Source organism: Aliihoeflea sp., assembly GCF_052435475.1.
GTDB lineage: Bacteria > Pseudomonadota > Alphaproteobacteria > Rhizobiales > Rhizobiaceae > Aliihoeflea.
In genome coordinates this window covers 1-18,570 of the sequence record NZ_JBQVMV010000001.1, presented here as the reverse complement: position 1 = coordinate 18,570, position 18,570 = coordinate 1, and the positions used below count along the sequence as shown (strand labels likewise).

At 64.2% G+C, this 18,570-nt stretch carries 17 protein-coding genes; 9 read left to right on the top strand and 8 right to left on the bottom strand.

Going from position 1 to position 18,570, the window contains the following annotated elements:
- Positions 1 to 86: 86 nt before the first annotated feature.
- Positions 87 to 1,250 carry an isovaleryl-CoA dehydrogenase gene (locus ACT6QU_RS00085; RefSeq protein ID WP_444563900.1) on the bottom strand — a complete coding sequence of 388 codons (1,164 nt, stop codon included), beginning with the start codon at positions 1,248 to 1,250 and terminating at the stop codon, positions 87 to 89.
- A gap of 14 nt (positions 1,251 to 1,264) precedes the next feature.
- A complete protein-coding gene (locus ACT6QU_RS00080; protein ID WP_444563901.1) occupies positions 1,265 to 1,864 on the bottom strand; it encodes a TetR/AcrR family transcriptional regulator in 600 nt (199 codons plus the stop codon).
- A gap of 115 nt (positions 1,865 to 1,979) precedes the next feature.
- Here ACT6QU_RS00080 and metH point away from each other — a divergent pair, with 115 nt between their 5' ends.
- Positions 1,980 to 5,744, top strand: coding sequence for a methionine synthase (gene metH, locus ACT6QU_RS00075; protein ID WP_444563902.1), 3,765 nt, complete (start codon positions 1,980 to 1,982; stop codon positions 5,742 to 5,744).
- Here metH and ACT6QU_RS00070 read toward each other — a convergent pair.
- Positions 5,708 to 6,640: an N-formylglutamate amidohydrolase gene (locus tag ACT6QU_RS00070; protein WP_444563903.1), complete on the bottom strand. Its 933-nt coding sequence runs from the start codon at positions 6,638 to 6,640 to the stop codon at positions 5,708 to 5,710. The genes metH and ACT6QU_RS00070 overlap by 37 nt on opposite strands.
- Positions 6,641 to 6,790: 150 nt before the next feature.
- Here ACT6QU_RS00070 and ilvD point away from each other — a divergent pair, with 150 nt between their 5' ends.
- The 7 genes from ilvD to ACT6QU_RS00035 are packed head-to-tail and all read left to right on the top strand — an operon-like array spanning position 6,791 to position 13,854.
- Positions 6,791 to 8,512 carry a dihydroxy-acid dehydratase gene (gene ilvD / locus ACT6QU_RS00065; RefSeq protein WP_444563904.1) on the top strand — a complete coding sequence of 574 codons (1,722 nt, stop codon included), beginning with the start codon at positions 6,791 to 6,793 and terminating at the stop codon, positions 8,510 to 8,512.
- Positions 8,513 to 8,516: 4 nt separating this feature from the next.
- Positions 8,517 to 9,413, top strand: a complete 897-nt coding sequence (locus tag ACT6QU_RS00060; protein ID WP_444563905.1) for an NAD(P)-dependent oxidoreductase — start codon at positions 8,517 to 8,519, stop codon at positions 9,411 to 9,413.
- Positions 9,414 to 9,449: 36 nt separating this feature from the next.
- The gene (locus tag ACT6QU_RS00055; protein ID WP_444563906.1) at positions 9,450 to 10,484 is read left to right on the top strand and encodes a TRAP transporter substrate-binding protein; all 1,035 of its coding nucleotides are present in this window, start codon (positions 9,450 to 9,452) and stop codon (positions 10,482 to 10,484) included.
- Positions 10,481 to 11,005 carry a TRAP transporter small permease gene (locus ACT6QU_RS00050; RefSeq protein ID WP_444563907.1) on the top strand — a complete coding sequence of 175 codons (525 nt, stop codon included), beginning with the start codon at positions 10,481 to 10,483 and terminating at the stop codon, positions 11,003 to 11,005. Before ACT6QU_RS00055 ends, ACT6QU_RS00050 begins: the two co-directional genes overlap by 4 nt.
- A 12-nt stretch (positions 11,006 to 11,017) precedes the next feature.
- Positions 11,018 to 12,319: a TRAP transporter large permease gene (locus ACT6QU_RS00045; RefSeq protein WP_444563908.1), complete on the top strand. Its 1,302-nt coding sequence runs from the start codon at positions 11,018 to 11,020 to the stop codon at positions 12,317 to 12,319.
- Between the two features lies 1 nt (position 12,320).
- On the top strand, positions 12,321 to 13,067 hold the full coding sequence (locus ACT6QU_RS00040; protein WP_444563909.1) for an SDR family NAD(P)-dependent oxidoreductase: 747 nt from the start codon (positions 12,321 to 12,323) through the stop codon (positions 13,065 to 13,067).
- Positions 13,068 to 13,080: 13 nt separating this feature from the next.
- The gene (locus tag ACT6QU_RS00035) at positions 13,081 to 13,854 is read left to right on the top strand and encodes a hydroxypyruvate isomerase family protein (RefSeq protein ID WP_444563910.1); all 774 of its coding nucleotides are present in this window, start codon (positions 13,081 to 13,083) and stop codon (positions 13,852 to 13,854) included.
- Here the strand turns inward: ACT6QU_RS00035 and ACT6QU_RS00030 are convergent.
- The 3 genes from ACT6QU_RS00030 to ACT6QU_RS00020 all read right to left on the bottom strand — a co-directional run bounded on the left by ACT6QU_RS00030 (position 13,849) and on the right by ACT6QU_RS00020 (position 15,976).
- Positions 13,849 to 14,064 (bottom strand): flagellar FlbD family protein, encoded by a 216-nt coding sequence (locus ACT6QU_RS00030; RefSeq protein WP_024586389.1) that lies wholly within the window; start codon positions 14,062 to 14,064, stop codon positions 13,849 to 13,851. The genes ACT6QU_RS00035 and ACT6QU_RS00030 overlap by 6 nt on opposite strands.
- A gap of 131 nt (positions 14,065 to 14,195) precedes the next feature.
- Positions 14,196 to 15,611, bottom strand: a complete 1,416-nt coding sequence (locus ACT6QU_RS00025; RefSeq protein ID WP_444563911.1) for a protein adenylyltransferase SelO family protein — start codon at positions 15,609 to 15,611, stop codon at positions 14,196 to 14,198.
- Between the two features lie 80 nt (positions 15,612 to 15,691).
- Complete coding sequence (locus ACT6QU_RS00020) at positions 15,692 to 15,976, bottom strand: hypothetical protein (protein ID WP_444836857.1); 285 nt, start codon at positions 15,974 to 15,976, stop codon at positions 15,692 to 15,694.
- Between the two features lie 468 nt (positions 15,977 to 16,444).
- On the opposite strand from ACT6QU_RS00020, the gene ACT6QU_RS00015 reads away from it, so the two are divergent.
- Positions 16,445 to 17,056, top strand: coding sequence for a transglutaminase-like cysteine peptidase (locus ACT6QU_RS00015; protein ID WP_444563913.1), 612 nt, complete (start codon positions 16,445 to 16,447; stop codon positions 17,054 to 17,056).
- 33 nt (positions 17,057 to 17,089) lie between these two features.
- On the opposite strand, the gene ACT6QU_RS00010 is transcribed toward ACT6QU_RS00015, so the two are convergent.
- Both ACT6QU_RS00010 and ACT6QU_RS00005 read right to left on the bottom strand, forming a co-directional pair.
- Positions 17,090 to 17,578, bottom strand: a complete 489-nt coding sequence (locus ACT6QU_RS00010) for a hypothetical protein (RefSeq protein WP_444563914.1) — start codon at positions 17,576 to 17,578, stop codon at positions 17,090 to 17,092.
- Positions 17,579 to 17,582: 4 nt separating this feature from the next.
- Entirely contained in the window at positions 17,583 to 18,329 is a 747-nt protein-coding gene (locus ACT6QU_RS00005) for a response regulator transcription factor (protein ID WP_444563915.1), read from the bottom strand.
- Positions 18,330 to 18,570: the final 241 nt, after the last annotated feature.

Genomic DNA, 18,570 nt, shown 5'->3' with positions numbered 1-18,570 from the left:
AAGTAGGAGCCGATCGGGCGCGGTGGCAAATCGGCCGAAGCGGCGCGACTATCGCAGCTTCGGCCAATCGCGTCGATGCGATCGCGTCATTTGCTGTCGCCGACGATCTCGCGGCCGATCAGCCAGCGGCGGATTTCGCTGGTGCCGGCACCGATCTCGTAGAGCTTGGCGTCGCGCAGCAGGCGACCGGTCGGGTATTCGTTGATGTAGCCATTGCCGCCAAGGAGTTGCAGCGCATCGAGTGCGGACTGTGTCGCCTTTTCGGCCGCAAACAGCACGCAGCCTGCGGCGTCCTTGCGGGTGACTTCACCCCGGTCACATGCCTGCGCCACCGCGTAGACATAGGCGCGAGCGGCGTTCATGTTGGCGTACATGTCGGCAAGCTTGGCCTGGACGAGCTGGAATTCGCCGATCGGCTGGCCGAACTGCTTGCGTTCGTGAACGTATGGAACGGCGACGTCCATGCAGGCGGCCATCAGGCCAAGCGGCCCGCCGGCGAGCACGGCGCGCTCATAGTCGAGGCCTGACATCAGCACCTCGACGCCGCGTCCTTCCTCGCCGAGCACGTTCTCGAAGGGAACCTCGACATTTTCGAAGACGAGTTCGCCGGTGTTGGAGCCGCGCATGCCCAGCTTGTCGAGCTTCTGCGCGACCGAAAAGCCCTGGAAGTCGCGTTCGACGATGAAGGCGGTGATACCGCGCGAGTGGCGCTCCGGATCGGTCTTTGCGTAGATCACCATGGTATTGGCGTCGGGGCCGTTGGTGATCCACATCTTGGTGCCGTTGAGGACGTAGCGGTCGTTGCGCTTTTCGGCGCGCAGCCGCATCGAGACGACGTCCGAGCCGGAGCCGGATTCCGACATGGCAAGCGCGCCGATCGCCTCGCCCGAGCAGAGCGCGGGCAGGTACTTCGCCTTCTGTTCGGCGTTGCCCCAGCGATTGATCTGGTTGACGCAGAGGTTCGAGTGTGCGCCGTACGAAAGGCCAACGGACGCCGACGCGCGGCTGATTTCCTCTAGCGCGACGACATGGGCGAGATAGCCCATTCCAGAGCCGCCGAAGTCGTGATCGGCGGTGATGCCGAGAAGACCGATTGCGCCCATCTCCTGCCAAAGATGGTTCGGGAATTCGTTCGACGAGTCGATCTCGGAGGCGATCGGCGCGATCCGGTCCTGCGCGAAGCGCCGCACGGTCTCGCGCAGCGCGTCGATGTCCTCGCCATGGCCGAACTTCATCGTCTGGTCGTACATGCTGGTCTCCCTGGTCAGGTCTTGTTGGCGCCGGCAAGGCGCAGGGTCATGGTCAGATAGCGTTCGGTCACGTCGTCGATGCTCAGCCGCTCGTCCGGGCGGAACCAGACGATGACGCCCGTGATCATCTGGATGATCGCCATGGCGACGAGCGCGGAATCCTCGACATCGAAAACGCGCGCGTCGGCGCCGCGTTGCAGGATGGCGCGCAGCTCTTTCTCATAAGCCTCGCGCAGGGCGACGATCCGGCGGAGGCGCTCCGGTGCAAGGCTGCGAAGCTCAAGATTGTTCACATGCGTCGAGCTGCGCCGCGCCAGATGAAAGGCGATGTGGTTGCGCACGAAGGCGGAAAGCTGGTCGCGCGGATCGGCTTCGGGATCGGAGAGGGCGGTCCAGCTTGCGACCAATTCTTCCATGTGCTCGCGCATCAGCGTGAAGAGCAAATCTTCCTTGGTGGGAAAGTAGCGATAGAGCGCGGCTGCCTGCACGCCAACCTCGTCGGCGAGCCTGCGCATCGACACGGCCTCGTAGCCATGGCGCGCGATGAGCCGCAGCGCCGCATCGCGCAATGCAGCCTCCGTGCGCTCTCCGTCCGATCCGATGGTGCGGGCCATAAATCCTCCGGGCACTTTAATAAAACGAACGTTCAATTAATTCAAGAGAAGAGTGATAATATTGACATAAACATATCTTTATGTGAGCAATCGATCGCTGATGAAGGAGAGCAGGATGACCGCCGCCAATCTGGACGATCTCTTCGGACCGATCCGCGAACGGGAGGACGTCGCAGGCCTCATCCGCAAGGCGGCCGCCGAACGAATCCTCATCCTCGACGGTGCGATGGGCACGCAGATCCAGGGCCTTGGCTTCGACGAGGATCATTTTCGCGGGCCACGTTTCGGCGGCTGCGAGTGTCACCAGCAGGGCAACAACGATCTCCTGACGCTGACGCAGCCCGCCGCAATCGAGGACATCCACTACCGCTACGCCATCGCCGGCGCGGACATTCTGGAGACGAACACCTTCTCCTCGACCTCGATCGCGCAGGCAGATTACGGCATGGAAGGCGAGGTCTACGATCTCAATCGTGACGGCGCCCGCCTCGCCAAACGCGCCGCGATCCGCGCCGAGCAGAAGGACGGCAAGCGCCGCTTCGTCGCGGGCGCTCTGGGACCCACCAACCGCACGGCGTCGATCTCGCCCGACGTCAATAATCCCGGCTACCGCGCCGTTACCTTCGACGATCTGCGCGTTGCCTATGGCGAGCAGTTGCGCGGCCTGATCGATGGCGGGTCCGACCTGATCCTGATCGAGACGATCTTCGACACGCTCAATGCCAAGGCCGCGATCTTCGCCTGCAAGGAAATCTTCGCCGAGACGGGCGTCGAGTTGCCGGTCATGATCTCCGGCACCATCACCGACCTGTCCGGCCGCACGCTGTCCGGCCAGACGCCGACGGCGTTCTGGCATTCGGTGCGCCATGCCGACCCGTTCTCCATCGGCCTCAACTGCGCGCTCGGCGCCGACCAGATGCGCGCGCATCTGGCTGAAATTTCCGGCGCGGCAGATACGCTCGTTTGCGCCTACCCGAATGCCGGCCTGCCAAACGAATTCGGTCAGTATGACGAGACGCCGGAGCAGATGGCCGCGCAGATCGGCCGGTTCGCGAAGGAGGGACTGGTCAACATCGTCGGCGGCTGCTGCGGCTCGACCCCCGAGCACATCGCGGCGATTGCGGCCGAGGTCGCGAAACATCCGCCGCGCGAAATCCCGGAAAAGGCGCCGCTGATGCGGCTTTCGGGCCTCGAGCCCTTCGTGCTCACCGATGACATTCCCTTCGTCAATGTCGGCGAGCGCACCAACGTCACCGGCTCGGCCAAATTTCGCAAGCTGATCACCAATGGCGACTTCGCGACCGCGCTCGACATCGCCCGCGACCAGGTCGAGAACGGCGCGCAGATCATCGACGTCAACATGGACGAGGGTCTGATCGACTCCAAGGCCGCGATGGTCGAGTTCCTCAACTTGATCGCCGCCGAGCCTGATATCGCCCGCGTGCCGGTGATGATCGACTCGTCGAAATGGGAGATCATCGAGGCGGGCCTCAAATGCGTTCAGGGCAAGGCCGTCGTGAACTCGATTTCGATGAAGGAGGGCGAGGCGGCGTTCCTCGAGCAGGCGCGGCTTTGCCGCGCCTATGGCGCCGCCGTCGTCGTCATGGCCTTCGACGAGCGGGGCCAGGCCGACAGCCGCGAGCGCAAGGTCGAGATCTGCACCCGCGCCTACAAGCTCCTGACCGAGCAGGCGGGATTTGCCGGCGAGGACATCATCTTCGACCCCAACATCTTTGCCGTCGCCACCGGCATCGAGGAGCACAACGACTACGGCAACGCCTTCATTCAGGCGGCCAAAGAACTGACCCAAACGCTTCCCGGGATTCACATTTCCGGCGGCGTCTCGAACCTCTCCTTCTCGTTCCGCGGCAACGAACCGGTGCGCGAGGCGATGCACGCCGTGTTCCTCTACCACGCCATTCAGGCCGGCATGGACCTAGGCATCGTCAATGCGGGCCAGCTCGCCGTCTACGAGACCATCGACCCGGAACTGCGCGAGGCCTGCGAGGATGTCGTCCTCAACACGCGCGACGACGCGACCGAGCGCCTGCTCGATCTGGCCGAACGCTACAAGGGCGCGGGCGGCCGCGAGGCGCGCGAAAAGGATTTTGCCTGGCGCGAGTGGCCGGTCGAAAAGCGCCTCGAACACGCGCTCGTCAACGGCATGACCGAGTTCATCGACGCCGATACCGAGGAGGCGCGGCAGGGCGCCGAGCGCCCGCTGCACGTCATCGAAGGCCCGCTGATGGCCGGCATGAACGTCGTCGGCGACCTGTTCGGCTCCGGCAAGATGTTTTTGCCGCAGGTGGTGAAGTCCGCCCGCGTCATGAAGCAGGCCGTCGCCGTGCTCTTGCCCTACATGGAGGCCGAGAAGCTTGCCAATGGCGGCGCGGACGAGCGCAAGACTGCTGGCACGATCCTGATGGCGACGGTCAAGGGTGACGTGCACGACATCGGCAAGAACATCGTCGGCGTCGTCCTCGCCTGCAACAATTACGAGGTGATCGACCTCGGCGTCATGGTGCCGGCGACGAAGATCTTGGCGACCGCGCGCGAACGAAATGTCGACATCATCGGCCTGTCCGGGCTCATCACGCCGTCGCTCGACGAGATGGTGCATGTCGCCGGCGAGATGGAGCGCGAGGGCTTCGACATCCCGCTGCTAATCGGCGGCGCCACGACAAGCAAGGTTCATACGGCAGTCAAGATCCACCCGCGCTACGATCGGGGACAGGCCTTCTACGTCACTGATGCGAGCCGCGCGGTCGGCGTCGTGTCGGCGCTCCTGTCGGACCGGCAAAAGCCCGATTTCGTTGCCGAAACGCAGAGCGAATACGCCAAGGTGGCGGACGCTCATGCGCGACGCGAACTGGAAAAGCAGCGCCTGCCGATCGCGGCCGCCCGGGCCAATGCAGTGAAGATCGACTGGCCGGCTTATGAGGCGGTCAAGCCTTCGTTCCTAGGGACGAAGGTGTTCGACGATTGGGACGTCGGCGAACTCGCCCGCTATATCGACTGGACGCCCTTCTTCCAGACCTGGGAACTGAAGGGCCGCTATCCCGCAATCCTCGACGATGAAAAGCAGGGCGAGGCGGCGCGGAGCCTGTTCGCCGACGCGCAGGCGATGCTCAAGCAGATCATCGACGAGAACTGGTTTCGCCCGCGCGCGGTCATCGGCTTCTGGCCCGCAAATCAGGTCGGCGACGACATCCGCCTCTTCACCGACGACGCGCGCGGCGAAGAACTCGCGACCTTCTTCACGCTGCGCCAGCAGCTTTCCAAGCGCGACGGCCGTCCCAATGTCGCGCTCTCCGACTTCGTCGCGCCGCAGGGCCAGCCGGACTATGTCGGCGGTTTCGTCGTGACGGCCGGCATCGAGGAAGTCGCCATCGCCGAACGCTTCGAGCGCGCCAATGACGACTATTCGTCGATCATGGTGAAGGCGCTCGCCGACCGGATCGCCGAGGCCTTCGCCGAGCGGATGCACGAGAAGGTTCGCAAGGAGCTCTGGGGCTATGCGCCGGAGGAAAACTTCCGGAACGACGAACTCGTCGCCGAAGCCTATGCGGGCATCCGACCCGCGCCGGGCTACCCCGCTCAGCCGGACCACACCGAAAAGGCGACGCTCTTCCGATTGCTCGACGCCGAAAACGCCGCTGGCGTGAGGCTGACGGAAAGCTATGCGATGTGGCCCGGCTCGTCCGTCTCGGGCCTCTACATCGCCCACCCGGACAGCTACTATTTCGGCGTCGCCAAGGTCGAGCGGGACCAGGCGGCGGACTATGCGCAACGCAAGAACATGAGCTTCGAGGAAGTCGAGCGGTGGCTCTCGCCGATCCTCAACTATGTGCCGATGGAACTGGCCGAGGCGGCGGAGTAATCCGCGACTGCCGCGGCAAGCTTGGCCAGATCGGCGCGCAGCGGCTCGAACCCGGCGCTGCGCTCCAAGGTCTCGAGGTCCATGTAGAGCTTGCGGTTGATCTCGATCTGCAGGCTGTGGACGCCCTTGTCCGGCGCGCCGTAGCGCTCGACGATCAGCGCGCCCTTGTAGGGGTCGTTGACTGCGACGGAATAGCCGAGTGCTTCCAGCGTCCCGGCGACGAGCCTTGTGAAACCGGGCTCGCAGGTCGTGCCGTCGAGATCGCCGAGGACGAAGTCCGCCCGGTCCTGGCCGGGGTCAGGCGCCAATTCGTTGCCGACCGGCATCATCGAATGACAGTCGAGATGGTAGCAGACGCCGAAGCGCGCGGCCGTCCGATCGATCATGGCGGCGAGACACTCGTGATAAGGCCGCCAGTAGTTCTCGATCCGATTGGTGATGTCGGCCGCGCTCAGGCGTCGGTCATAGATCGACGTCCCGTTGCCGATCAGCCGAAAGACGAGCCCCACGCCGCGCTCGCTCATGATCGTCGGCTCGGGCGTCTCGTGCCAGTCGCCGTCGAGCAGCACGGTGTCGATGTCCGACAAGCGCCGGTTCGGGTCGATATAGGTGCGGGCGAAATTGGCGACGACGTAGGTCGCGCCATGGTCGGGCGCATCGGCGAAGAGCTCGTCGACGAACCGATCCTCGCCGCCCTTGAGCAGTTCGATGTCCGCCACATGCCCGAAATCCTCCGGATAGTGTCTGCCGCTGTGCGGCGCATCGAAAACCATTGGCGCCGGCCGGTCGCTCGGCTCGAAAACGCTGACCGGCTCGGGCGGCGCCGTCCGTTCCATCGGTTCGATGGATAGCTTCTCATGGTCCTTGATGGATTGGGCCTTCTGTTCCTGGGTCATGGTCGGCCAACGCGAGAGCGAACGTGCCGTTCCGTCTGATGCAGGGACGCAAAGCTGTTCGGCCACACGCAAGGGTCGTTTGACACTCCCCCTGCGGAATGGTTCGATACCAAACTAGTTTAGGCATCAAACATTCGGACCACGCATTTCATGGACCAGACCTCTTCCAAACAGAAGCCGGCCAAACGCCTGCGCTCGCGTATCACCATGGAAGGGCTGGACCGCACGCCGCATAGGGCCTTCATGCGCGGCCTCGGGCATGACGACAAAGACATCGCCCAACCCTTCGTCGGTATTGTCGGACCGTCGTCGGAGGTGACGCCCTGCAACCTCACCATCGCGCGGCAGATGGAGCAGGCCAAGGCCGGCGTGCGCGAGGCGCAAGGCACGCCCATCGCCTTCAACACGATCTCGGTGTCCGACGGGTTCTCGATGAACCACCAAGGCATGAAGTTCTCGCTGATCTCGCGCGAGATCATCGCCGATTCCATCGAGGCCGTCGTCCGTGCCCATTGCTACGACGCGCTGGTCGGCTTCGGTGGATGCGACAAGACCTCGCCCGGCGTCATCATGGGCCTGACGCGGCTCAACATTCCTTCCGTGTTCCTCTATGGCGGTTCGGCGATGCCGGGACGGTTCAAGGGCCGGGACGTGACCATGCTCGACGCCTACGAGGCCGTCGGCGGCGTGATGGCGGGGACGTGGACGCAGGAAGACCTCGACCGGATGGAGCAGGTATGCCTGCCGACGGCGGGCGCCTGCGGCGGTCAGTTCACGGCGAACACGATGGGAATGGTCTCGGAAGTGCTGGGTTTCGCGCCGCTCGGCTCGTCCATGGTCCCGGCGGTCTATTCGGAGCGCGATGCGCTCGCGCGGCGGGTCGGCCGGCTGGTCATGAAGGTCCTGGCGAATGATGGACCGCTGCCGCGCGATCTCGTCACCCGCAAGAGCCTCGAAAACGCCGCCGCGCTCGTCGCGGCGACAGGTGGGTCGACGAATCTCGGCCTGCACATCCCCGCGATCGGCCATGAAGCCGGCATCAAGTTCACGCTCGACGACGTGGCGGACGTCTTCGCGCGCACGCCGCTCATCGCCGATCTGAAGCCCGGCGGGCGCTTCGTCGCCAAGGACGTCTACGAGATCGGCGGCGTGCCGATCATCATGAAGGCGCTGCTCGATGGCGGACATCTGCACGGCGACTGCCTGACGATCGAGGGCACGACGCTGGAAGAGGCGCTGAAGGATTACAGCGCGCCGGACGGCGAGGTCGTGCGCGAGAAAGGTCGCGAGATCATGGCGACCGGCGGTGTCGTCGTGCTACGCGGCAATCTCTGCCCGGACGGCGCACTGTTGAAGGTCGCGGGCCTGAAATCGCTCGTTTTCGAAGGCCCCGCCCATGTCTTCGAGAACGAGGAAGACTGCATGAAGGTCGTGCGCGACCGGTCCTACAGGGAAGGCTCGGTCATCATCATCCGCAACGAAGGCCCGCGAGGCGGGCCGGGCATGCGCGAGATGCTGGGCGTCACCGCCCTGATCTACGGGCAGGGCATGGGCGAGAAGGTCGCGCTCATCACGGACGGGCGGTTCTCCGGCGCGACGCGCGGCATGTGCATCGGCTATGCCGGGCCGGAAGCCGCCGTCGGGGGACCGATCGCCCTGGTCAGGGACGGCGACTTGATCCGCATCGACGGTGCGAAGCAGACCATCGATCTCCTCGTCGACGAGGCCGAGCTCGAAACGCGCCGCGCGGCATGGGTCGCGCCGGACGCACGCCGGCTCGGCGGCCTGTTCGAGAAATATGCCGCGGTCGTCGGTCCCGCCAAGGAGGGCGCAGTGACCCATTCCGGCGGCGTCGAATGGGTGCCGGAGTAGGGTCATGACCGGGGAGGGGGAGGATCTGAAACTCGGCTATATCGGCATCGGCCTGATGGGCGAGCCGATGACCATGCGCCTTTTGAAGGCAGGGCGCAGCGTGGCGGTCTGGAACCGCAGCCGTGAGAAGTTGCGCGGCGTCTTGGAGGCCGGGGCGGTCGAGGCGTCCAGCGCCGGTGATCTCGCCAGCCGATGCGATATCGTCATGATGTGCCTGACCGATACCAAGGCGGTCGAGCATGTCGTCTTCGGCCAAAACGGGATCGCGAGTGCGGCACGACCCGGCTCCATCCTCGTCGATTTCTCGTCGATGGACCCGGATTCCACGCGCCGTTTTGCCGCCCGCTTGCGCGAGGAAGCCGGCATGGGCTGGATCGACGCGCCCGTGTCCGGCGGCGTTCCCGGCGCCCGGGACGGTACGCTCGCCATCATGGCCGGCGGCGAGGCGGGCGAGATCGAGCGCGTCCGCCCGGTGATCGCCCTGATGGCGCAGCGCTTCACCCATATGGGGCCGAGCGGCGCGGGCCAGACGACGAAGCTTTGCAACCAGGTCATCGTCGGCTGCCAGTTGGCTGCGATCGCCGAGGCGGTCCGGCTTGCCGAAGAGGCTGGTGTCGATGCGAAGATGCTGCCCGAGGCGCTGAAGGGCGGCTTCGCGGACTCCATTCCGCTCCAGCTTTTCGCGCCGCGCATGGCCGCCCGCGCCTTCGAGCCGCCGCTTGGCGCGATCCACACGATGCTGAAGGATCTCGACAATGCAGGCGAAGCGGCGCGTCAAGCGGGCGCGCCCTTGCCGATGGCTTCGACGGCGCGCGAATTGCTGCGCCAGATGGCGGCGCGCGGGCAGTCGGAGGCTTGCGCGACCGCGCTCATTCAACTCTATGATAGCGTCCAACGATAAAGCCCAAGGGGAACGGATATGCTGCATTGGAAGAGCATGACACTGGCCGCGGCCATCGCGGTCGTGGGATCGACCGGCGCGAGTTTCGCGCAGGAGACGAAGACCATTCGCGTCGGCAACTGGCTGCCGATGCATCACCTCATCGTCAAGGGCATCGTCGAACCCTGGGCGGCGGCAATCGAGGCCGAGACCAACGGTTCGCTGAAGTTCGACGTCATGGAAACCGCGCTCGGCCGTCCGCCGGCCTATTTCGATCTCGTCCTCGACGGATCGATCGATGTCGGGTTCGGCGTGTCGGGCCACAATCCGGGTCGTTTCACCATGACGCAGATCATGGACCTTCCCTTCATGTCCCCCGATCCGTGGGCGGGTGCGGCCGCCGCCTGGGCGACCTATGAACGCTACGGCGCCGATTATGGCGAGCATGATGGCGCCAAGGTCGTCGGCCTGTGGGTGCATTCCGAGCCCTACATCTTCATGCGCGAGGGGCAGGAAGTGACGTCGCTCGCCGAACTCGCCGGCAAGAAGATCCGCGTCGGCGGCAACGTCACCGGGGAGATCATGCAGACGCTCGGCGCGACGCCGGTCCAGCTTCCGCCCACCGAGGCGCAGCAGGCCATGTCCCGCGGTGTCGCCGACGGCATCACCTTCCCGACTGAATCCATCGAGTTCTTCAAGATCACGCCCTCGGTCGCAAGCTCGACGCGGATTCCCGGCGGCCTCTACACCGACACGTTCTGGCTCGCCTTCAACCAGGCGACGTGGGACGGCCTGTCGGACGAGGAGAAGGCGGCGGTTGAGAAACATTCGGGCATGGCGATCGCGACGCTGGCAGGCTGGGCCTGGACCAATGGCGACACGCTCGGCCGTGCCGCGCTCGACGCCAACGACATGGTTTGGAACGAGATTCCCGAAGCCGATGTCGAGGAGGTGAAGTCGCGCCTGGCGGTGCTGGAAGAGCGCTGGATCGAGGCGGCAAATTCCAAGGGCCTGCCGGCCGAGGAAATCCTCGAATACGCCCGCGCGCAGGCCGAGGCGTACAAGGCCGAAAAGGTGGTCAACGTACCGTGAGCGAAGAACACGCAGGCGACCAGGAGGCACGCGGCCCGGTCGCCTGGGTCTTTCGGGGATTTTCCTTGGCGGCCGGCATCATGGTCGCCGCGATGATGTTCATCACCACCTTCGACGTCATCGGACGATACTTTTTCGGCCGTCCACTCTTCGCCGCCTTCGAGGTGACGGAAATACTGATGGGGCTGATTATCTTCGCGGGCTTGCCGCTTGCCACTGCGGCGCGTGAAAACATCACGATCTCGATCCTCGTCGAACGCATGTCGCAGAAGGCGCAGGACTTCGGGGCGCGGCTGTTCGAAATCGTCTGCGCGGCGATCTGCTTTGCCATGGGATGGCGCATGTGGGTCTATGGCGCGCGCCTTTGGCGCACGGGCGACCAGACGCTTGAGCTGCGCGTGCCGCTCGGGCTGCTCGCGCAGGTCATGGCGGCGCTGGTCGTGTTGGCAGGCATCGCCTTCCTGATCAATGCTGCGCGCGGCAGGCAATTGCTGCCCGCCGCCAACAATTCCATCGAATAACGGCGGCGGAATATGGGTGTCTGGGAAACGTCGCTGATCGGTTTTGCGAGCCTCCTCGGCCTGATGATGGCGGGAATGCCGCTCGCCTTCGCGATGATCCTCGTCGGTGCGGCGGGCATCGTTGCCGTCGTCGGCTGGACGCCGGCGCTGGGAATGCTCGGCCAGGTGCCGGTTTCCGATACGATGCGATACGAATTGTCGGTCGTGCCGATGTTCGTTCTGATGGGCATGCTGGTCGATCGGGCCGGAATGTCGCGCGATCTCTACCATGCTTGCCACGGCTTTCTGGGCCACAGGCGCGGGGGGCTGGCAATGGCGACGATCGTCGCCTGCGCGGGCTTTGCTGCCGTTTCAGGCTCGTCTCTCGCGACCGCGGCGACGATGGGGCGCGTCTCGATGCCCTCGATGCGCCGCTATGGCTATTCCGACGAACTGGCTTCGGGTTCGATCGCAGCCGGCGGAACGCTCGGCATTCTCATTCCGCCTTCGGTCATCCTGGTGCTCTACGGCATCATGACCGGGACGGATATCGGGCTCCTCTTCATCGCGGGCGTTCTGCCCGGCTTCGTCGCGGTGCTCTTCTACATCGGCACGATCATCGTCGTGACACGCCTGAAGCCCGAGGCAGGTCCGCGCACCGAACGCGTTGCCATGCGCGAGCGCTTTGCGCGGCTGACCTCGGTCGGGCCGATCCTGCTGCTGTTCGTCCTCATCATCGGCGGCATCTATCTGGGCGTCTTCACGCCGACGGAGGCGGCGGGCGTTGGCGCTTTCGGCGCATTCCTGTTCTGCCTGTGGCGTCGCGTCCTGACGCCGGCGATCTTCCTCGAATGCGTCGTTGCGACCGCGCGGATGACCGCGATCCTGTTCATCCTGCTCGTCGGTGCGCTTCTCTTTTCAAACTTCGTCAACCTGGCGGGCCTGCCCTCGGCCTTGCAGCAACTCGTCGCCGGCTATGGCCTGTCGCCGCTCGGCGTGATCATCTTCCTGATGGCGATCTATATCGTGCTCGGCTGCTTCCTCGAGTCCCTTTCGATGGTGCTGCTGACGGTGCCGATCTTCTTTCCACTGGTCATGTCGCTCGGCTACGATCCGATCTGGTTCGGCATCATCGTCGTGATGGTGACGGAACTGTCGCTGATCACGCCGCCAGTCGGCCTGAACCTCTTCATTTTGAAGAGCACGATCGGCAATATCAGCCTTGGCAAGATCTATCGGGGCATCATGCCTTTCGTCGCGGCCGACATATTGCGCCTTGCGCTGATGATCGCGTTTCCGGCCATCATCCTGATCCTTCCCCAGCTTGCGAGATGATATGAACGACAAACGCAAATTCGCCGTCGTCACCGCCGGCGGCTCCGGCATCGGCGCTGTCGTGGCGCGGGAACTGGTCAAGGCCGGCTACGATGTCGCGATCACCGACGTCAATTTGCAGGCCGGCGAGGCGACCGCTGCCGAAACCGGCGCCACATTCCATGCCTGCGACATGGGCGATGCTGCTGCAATCGAAACGCTGTTCGCGCGCTTTGCGACCGTCGATCTCCTCGTCAACAATGCCGGCGTCGCGGGGCCGACCCTGCCGGTCGTGGAGACGCCGGTGGACGAATGGAAGCGCGCGGTCGATATCAACATCACCAGCCATTTCGTCGCCGCGCGCGCGGTGCTGCCGGGCATGATCGCGCAGAAGAGCGGCGTGATCGTCAACATGGCCTCGGTCGCGGCGAAGATCGCCTATCCCAACCGCGCGGTCTACGCGGCGACCAAATGGGCGGTGCTCGGGTTCACCGGCTCGCTGGCCCATGAGGTCGGCCAGATGGGCATCCGCGTCAACGCGATCCTGCCGGCGTCGGTGCGTGGCGAGCGGATCGAGAACGTCGTCGCCGAATATGCACGCGCGAACGCAATGGATGAGAAGGATGCCGAGGCGCACTATCTCGGCCGCCAGGCGACGCGGGCCTTCATCGAGCCCGAGGAGATCGCGGCGACGATCCTGTTTCTCGCCTCAGACGCCGCGCGGTCGATCACCGGTCAGTTCATCGGTGTCGATGGCGGCTTCCAGTAGCCGGACGCGACCGATGCCGCGCTTTTCGATCAACATCTCCATGATGCTCCACGAATTCGCATTCCTGGATCGCTTCCAGGCGGCGGCGGATCTGGGCTTTGCAGGCGTGGACATCCAGTTCCCGTATGATTTCCCCGCCGATGCGGTGGCAAACGCCGCGCATCGCGCCGGTGTCGAGATCGTGCTGATCAACGTGCCCGCCGGCGACCTCACGTCTGGCGGCGACGGTCTTGCCTGCGTGCCGGGACGGGAGGAAGCCTTTGCGCGTGCGGTCGAGGAGGCCGCCGACTATGCGTTCGTTCTCGGCGTGAAGCGGGTGAATGTCCTGTCCGGGCGTGTGCCGCAAGGCGTGGCAAGGGAGGCGGCCTTTTCGACGTTGGTTGCCAATCTCCAACTCGCTGCCGACCGCTTCGCCCCGCTTGGCGTGACGGTGATGGCGGAGCCTTGCAACGGACGCGACGTGCCGCGCTACCTCGTTCAACGGACCGCCGACGCGATCGATGCGATCGACGCCGCGTCGCGCCGGAACCTTGCCGTTCAGTTTGATTTCTATCACCGGCAGATCGTCGAGGGCGACCTCATCGAGGGGTTCCGCGCGACCTTGCCGCGAATTGCCCATGTGCAGTTCGCCGATACGCCCGGTCGCCATGAGCCGGGCACCGGCGAAATAAACCACCGCTCCCTGTTCGCAGCCATCGATGCGTCGGGCTATTCGGGCTGGGTCGGTGCCGAATACCGGCCGACCGGCGCGACTGCCGCATCGCTGACATGGCGCGACAATTTATGAGTGAAGCGGCTGGTCCGGATCGCGGCGATCGTCCATTTCGAGGGGCCGCAGCCCGAGAGCGGCCAGCACCAGATCGACCTTCTCGGCGACGATGGCCTGTCCGCCTACATGCGTGATCTTGGTGCGCTCGCCATAGGCCTGAACGCTCGCGACATGCTCGGTGTTGAGAGCGATCGGCTGTCCGTTGACTTCGGTAAGTTGAATCCACATGAGCGTTCTCCCGTTGGGAGAAGCTCTGCAAGTGGCGTGCCGACGACAAATGCCCGTTCGTCCGGCCGCCATGTGCCGAATTGAAACGGGGAGCGTCGGACTGCCCCGATTTGACCGTCTCCAACTGACCTTCAACAAAGTCTCAACTGGAGCGCATCGCCCATCTGGCGGATATCGGCGATCTTCGTCTCAAATGCCGACCAGTCGTCGGCTTCGGCGATGGGAGCCCAGATCGATTCGACCTCGTCGATCAGCATCGTGCAGGGCTCGGAGCGCTTGAAATAGGGGTGAGCGAAGTCGAGCCCGGCTAGCGCGGAAAACGGCTCGAACGCCTGCCTGAACGTGTCGAATGCCTCGCCGGAATAAGGTTCGCCCTCGGGCAGCGCGCGTCCTGATCGCAGGCCGCCGAACATGTCGAAGAAAAAGCGCTCGAAGGGCATTTGCGAGACGGCGAGAAAGCGCCATCCGGCGGCGACGAGCTGGTTGTCCGCCTCGAGCCCGGCGCTCGTCACGCCGAGGCGTTTGAGAAAGGCGCTGCGGAATTCTTCCTGCACGAGCGCCGGGAACGCCCGCAGGACTATCTCCAGATCGGTCTGCGGCGCGAAGTCGAGCAGGCATTCGGCCAGACGCGTCAGGTTCCAGAACATCGTGTCGGGCTGGCGACCGAAAGCGTAAAGTCCGGTCTGGTCGAAATAGGCGGCGGTGAAGGCGGGATCGAGCGTCGGCAGGAATCGCCACGGACCGTAGTCGAAGCTCTCGCCAGTGATGTTGATGTTGTCGGTGTTGAGGACGCCATGGACGAAACCCGCGACCATCCAGGCGGCGGTCGTCTTCGCCAACCGGCGACCGACCGCGTCGAGAAAAGCCAGCGCGCGGCCCGGATCGAGCCTGGCGCCGACCTCGTGCAGGTAATGCGAAATCGAGTGATCGATGAGCCGGGAAATGTCATCGGTCTTGTCGAGGAAGCGCAGCCGCTGGAACGTGCCGATCCGAATGTGCGAGTGGCTGAGCCGCACCAGGACGGCCGAGCGCGTGGGCGAGGGCTCGTCGTTTCGCGCCAGCGCCTCGCCGGTTTCAATGAGGCTGAAGCTCTTCGACGTGTCGACGCCGAGCGCTTCCAGCATCTCCGTCGCCAGAACCTCGCGCACTCCGCCCTTGAGCGTCAGCCGCCCGTCGCCGCCGCGCGACCAGGGCGTCGTCCCGGAACCTTTCGTGCCAAGATCGAGAAGGCGGCCGGTATCGTCGTGGAGCTGGGCGAAGAGAAAGCCACGGCCGTCACCCAGATCGGGGTTGTAAGAGCGGAACTGGTGGCCGTGGTAGCGCAGCGCCAGGGGCATGGGAAAGCTGCCGGGCAAAGGCGCGAAACGTCCCAGATGATCGACCCATTCCGCGGTCGACAAGCCGTCCAGCCGGACGCGGCGGGCCCAGTCCTGATTGCGATACCGAACGACGTGGTCGGGAAATTCAGCGGCGGCAACGCCGTCGAAGAATTCGGCGCCGAGGCCAGCGTGCGCGGTGGAGGGGCGATAGGCTTCAGGAAATGGCATGTCCGTTCCAAAACGCGAAGAGGCGCCGAACGATCCACGTCCGGCGCCTCCAGCATACTGAAAAAATTCGTCCGGTCAGGTCATGTGTTGTCAGCCACCGACACCACCGCCGCCACCACTGCCACCCGCACCACCGCCGCCCCCGTCACCACCGCTTCCGCCGTCACCGCCGCCTGCTCCGCCACCACCATCGCCGCTGCCGTCACCGCTGCCAGCATCGCCGCCGCTTCCGCCTGAACCACCACCGGCGTCGCTACCACCGGCGGAGCCACCGCCACCACCGGAGCCACCGCCACCACCGGAGCCGCCACCACCACCGGAGCTGCCGCCTGAACCGCCACCACCGGAGCCGCCGCCAGAGCCACCCGAGCCGCCGCTGCCTTCACCCGGCGCGAAACCGACCGGGAAGCCCGCGCCTTCGTTGCTCAGCACCGAGCGGATCAGCGCGGTGGTCAGCGGTGGGCACTGCTCGCGTTGGGCGCGCGTCAGTAACGAATCGCGATTTGCAGCGATGCAGCACAGCACGTAGTTTGCCTCGGTCATCGGCTGACAGATGGCCGCGGACAAAATCGGGCGCGCTTCCTGAGCAGTGGCCGCAGCAGAACCGCCGACCAAGGCGGCAGCGCCGACTGCGATTGTCTGTGTGAGTGCAAGAGTTCTTTTACGCAACATCTCCGCCCCTCCCGTCGATGGGGATTCTGGGGCTGACTGTTACTTTGCCCCCAAGTCAAGCGAAGTATGACACTTGCTTTAAACCTGTGAACCTGGACGTATTAACTATTGATTAACGACTATGGCCTAAATAGTACGATTGGCATCGGAGAATATTCGTCATGCTGAGAGTGCTCGTTCTACCTTTCCTGGCAGTCGCGGTTGCCTCCTGCACGCAGACGACGGCGTCGATCTCCTCCACCGCTGCCATCGCGCCGGTTGCCTTCGCGGCCGAGCCGCAACTCATGGCCGGCTCCGGCCCTGCCTTCGCCCCGCCGGCCTTTTACGCGTTCTGTGCCGAACGGCCCGATTTGTGCGCGTCGACGGGCAATATGCGCAAGATGACGATGACACCCGCCCGCCAGCAGGAATTGCGCGAGGTCAATCTGCTGGTCAACCGGCAGATCCGCGAAGTCAGTGATATGGAAAAGCACGGCAAGGAAGATATCTGGGGCGTTCCCAGCACCGCCGGCGACTGCGAGGATTTCGCGATCCTGAAGAAAAAGGAACTGATGAAGCGCGGCTGGCCGGCCTCGACCTTGCTGATGACGGTCGTCACCGTCGGCGGGGAGGGGCATGTCGTTCTCACGGCCAGCACGGACCGCGGCGACATCATCCTCGACAACCGTACCGATGCCCTGCGCGACTGGACCAGCGTGCGCTACAATTTCTTCGCCCGGCAGTCGCAGACGACCCACGGCAAGTGGGAGCGCATCGTCGCCGCCGGCGCCTGACGCAGCAACTCTTCGACGATCGATCCGCGCGGGTCAGGTCGGGAAGCTGTAGCGGTCGGTGATCCGCCAGATATCGCGGTTTATGTTGGTGAGCGAGGCGATGCTGTCCGAAATGCGCTGCAATTCGGCATCGTCGAGAATCTCGGCCTTGCCGTAGCGCACCTCGTCCTTGCCGTCGACGATGCGCATGAGCTGGGTCATCGATGGCGCGCCTTCCTCGTCGAACGAATAGATGCAGTGATTGTACTTGTTGCGGAGCCGCGCCTCGGCCGACAGCCGGCGGGTGGCATCCAGCACGTCCTTGCGGCAATTGGCCGGCGTCGCGTGCATCTTGGCGAGGCGCTCGACGAGATCGGTGCGCGCCCGCGTCGTATTTAAGGTCAGGAAGATGATGATCGCGGTTTCCTTGTCGACTTTGGCAAGGCCCGCGATCATGTGAATGAGAAGGCTCTCGGTGTTCGTCCACGTATAATTGAGTTGGCCGACGAGAAGCAGAATGTCCTTCAGTCGATTGGCGGACATTTCGTCAGTTCTGCGGTTGCCTGTGCCCCTCGGGGCCGTTCGGACCTACGACCTGACGCGAGAAGTAGATCGCGGCCGCTTCGGTCCTGTTGTGGACGCCGAGCTTGTTGATGATGTTGTGGATATGAATCTTGACCGTGTGCTCGGACAGGCCAAGATCATTGGCGATGATCTTGTTCTGGCTGCCCTTGGCCACATGGCCGAGGATCTGCCATTCGCGCGCCGTCAGTTCGCTCATTGCCCCATCTCTCTTTGTTCGCGCGGCCTGGCCGCTGTCGGCCAGGTGCGATCGAAACACGACCGATGGCACATATTCTCCGCCACTCAACAATATACGCAAGATCGAAAGTAGAATATCGAGATTGCTGTTGGTCGGCACGACGCCCTGAACCATTCGCTGCTCGACGAGATTTGCGAGCCGGCCGTCCTGGTTCTCGTTTGGATCGGCCAGTACGGCGAACATGGCCTTGGGGTGCCATGCGGAAAGATCGCCGTAATGATAGGCAAGCCCGCCAATCAGGCTTCGCTCGATGAGCACGAGATCGACGTTCGCGACCAGCGACGTGCAGGCTTCGTTGAGATCAGGCACGATATGAACGCGCAGGAAACGGAACTCGCACTCAATCGCGGCCAGGAGGGCGTTCGAGACGACGCCGGCCGACGCAACGACAAGAAGTGCACGTTCGCGCGCACCGGTCCGTTGAGATGGGAACAGTTCTTCCGAACGGTTTTCGGAAGCATTCAGACGCACTTCGCCGTTTCGACCGCTAAGCATAGCCGATACCCCCTCATGACGCCACCAGCGGTTCGCCCGCCTCGTTTGGACTAAGTCATTCGCTTTGCGTGACTAGGCTCAGGACCTATTAATTCCGATTGAGATGTGATTCACGGTCTCCGAGAAGGAGGCCGTGATGGGTGATTTGTTTCTGCTGAGCGAGCGCCAGATGGCGCGGATATCGCCGTTCTTTCCGCTTTCGCACGGGGTTCCGCGG

Bases quoted from the DNA above. Each gene is read 5' to 3' on its own strand.
- ACT6QU_RS00025 (WP_444563911.1), bottom strand. From the start codon at position 15,611: ATGCCATTTCCTGAAGCCTATCGCCCCTCCACCGCGCACGCTGGCCTC.
- ACT6QU_RS00040 (WP_444563909.1), top strand. From the start codon at position 12,321: ATGAACGACAAACGCAAATTCGCCGTCGTCACCGCCGGCGGCTCCGGC.
- ACT6QU_RS00060 (WP_444563905.1), top strand. From the start codon at position 8,517: ATGACCGGGGAGGGGGAGGATCTGAAACTCGGCTATATCGGCATCGGC.
- ACT6QU_RS00010 (WP_444563914.1), bottom strand. From the start codon at position 17,578: ATGTCCGCCAATCGACTGAAGGACATTCTGCTTCTCGTCGGCCAACTC.
- ilvD (WP_444563904.1), top strand. From the start codon at position 6,791: ATGGACCAGACCTCTTCCAAACAGAAGCCGGCCAAACGCCTGCGCTCG.
- ACT6QU_RS00070 (WP_444563903.1), bottom strand. From the start codon at position 6,640: ATGACCCAGGAACAGAAGGCCCAATCCATCAAGGACCATGAGAAGCTA.
- ACT6QU_RS00015 (WP_444563913.1), top strand. From the start codon at position 16,445: ATGCTGAGAGTGCTCGTTCTACCTTTCCTGGCAGTCGCGGTTGCCTCC.
- ACT6QU_RS00080 (WP_444563901.1), bottom strand. From the start codon at position 1,864: ATGGCCCGCACCATCGGATCGGACGGAGAGCGCACGGAGGCTGCATTG.
- ACT6QU_RS00085 (WP_444563900.1), bottom strand. From the start codon at position 1,250: ATGTACGACCAGACGATGAAGTTCGGCCATGGCGAGGACATCGACGCG.
- ACT6QU_RS00035 (WP_444563910.1), top strand. From the start codon at position 13,081: ATGCCGCGCTTTTCGATCAACATCTCCATGATGCTCCACGAATTCGCA.
- ACT6QU_RS00045 (WP_444563908.1), top strand. From the start codon at position 11,018: ATGGGTGTCTGGGAAACGTCGCTGATCGGTTTTGCGAGCCTCCTCGGC.
- ACT6QU_RS00030 (WP_024586389.1), bottom strand. From the start codon at position 14,064: ATGTGGATTCAACTTACCGAAGTCAACGGACAGCCGATCGCTCTCAAC.
- metH (WP_444563902.1), top strand. From the start codon at position 1,980: ATGACCGCCGCCAATCTGGACGATCTCTTCGGACCGATCCGCGAACGG.
- ACT6QU_RS00055 (WP_444563906.1), top strand. From the start codon at position 9,450: ATGACACTGGCCGCGGCCATCGCGGTCGTGGGATCGACCGGCGCGAGT.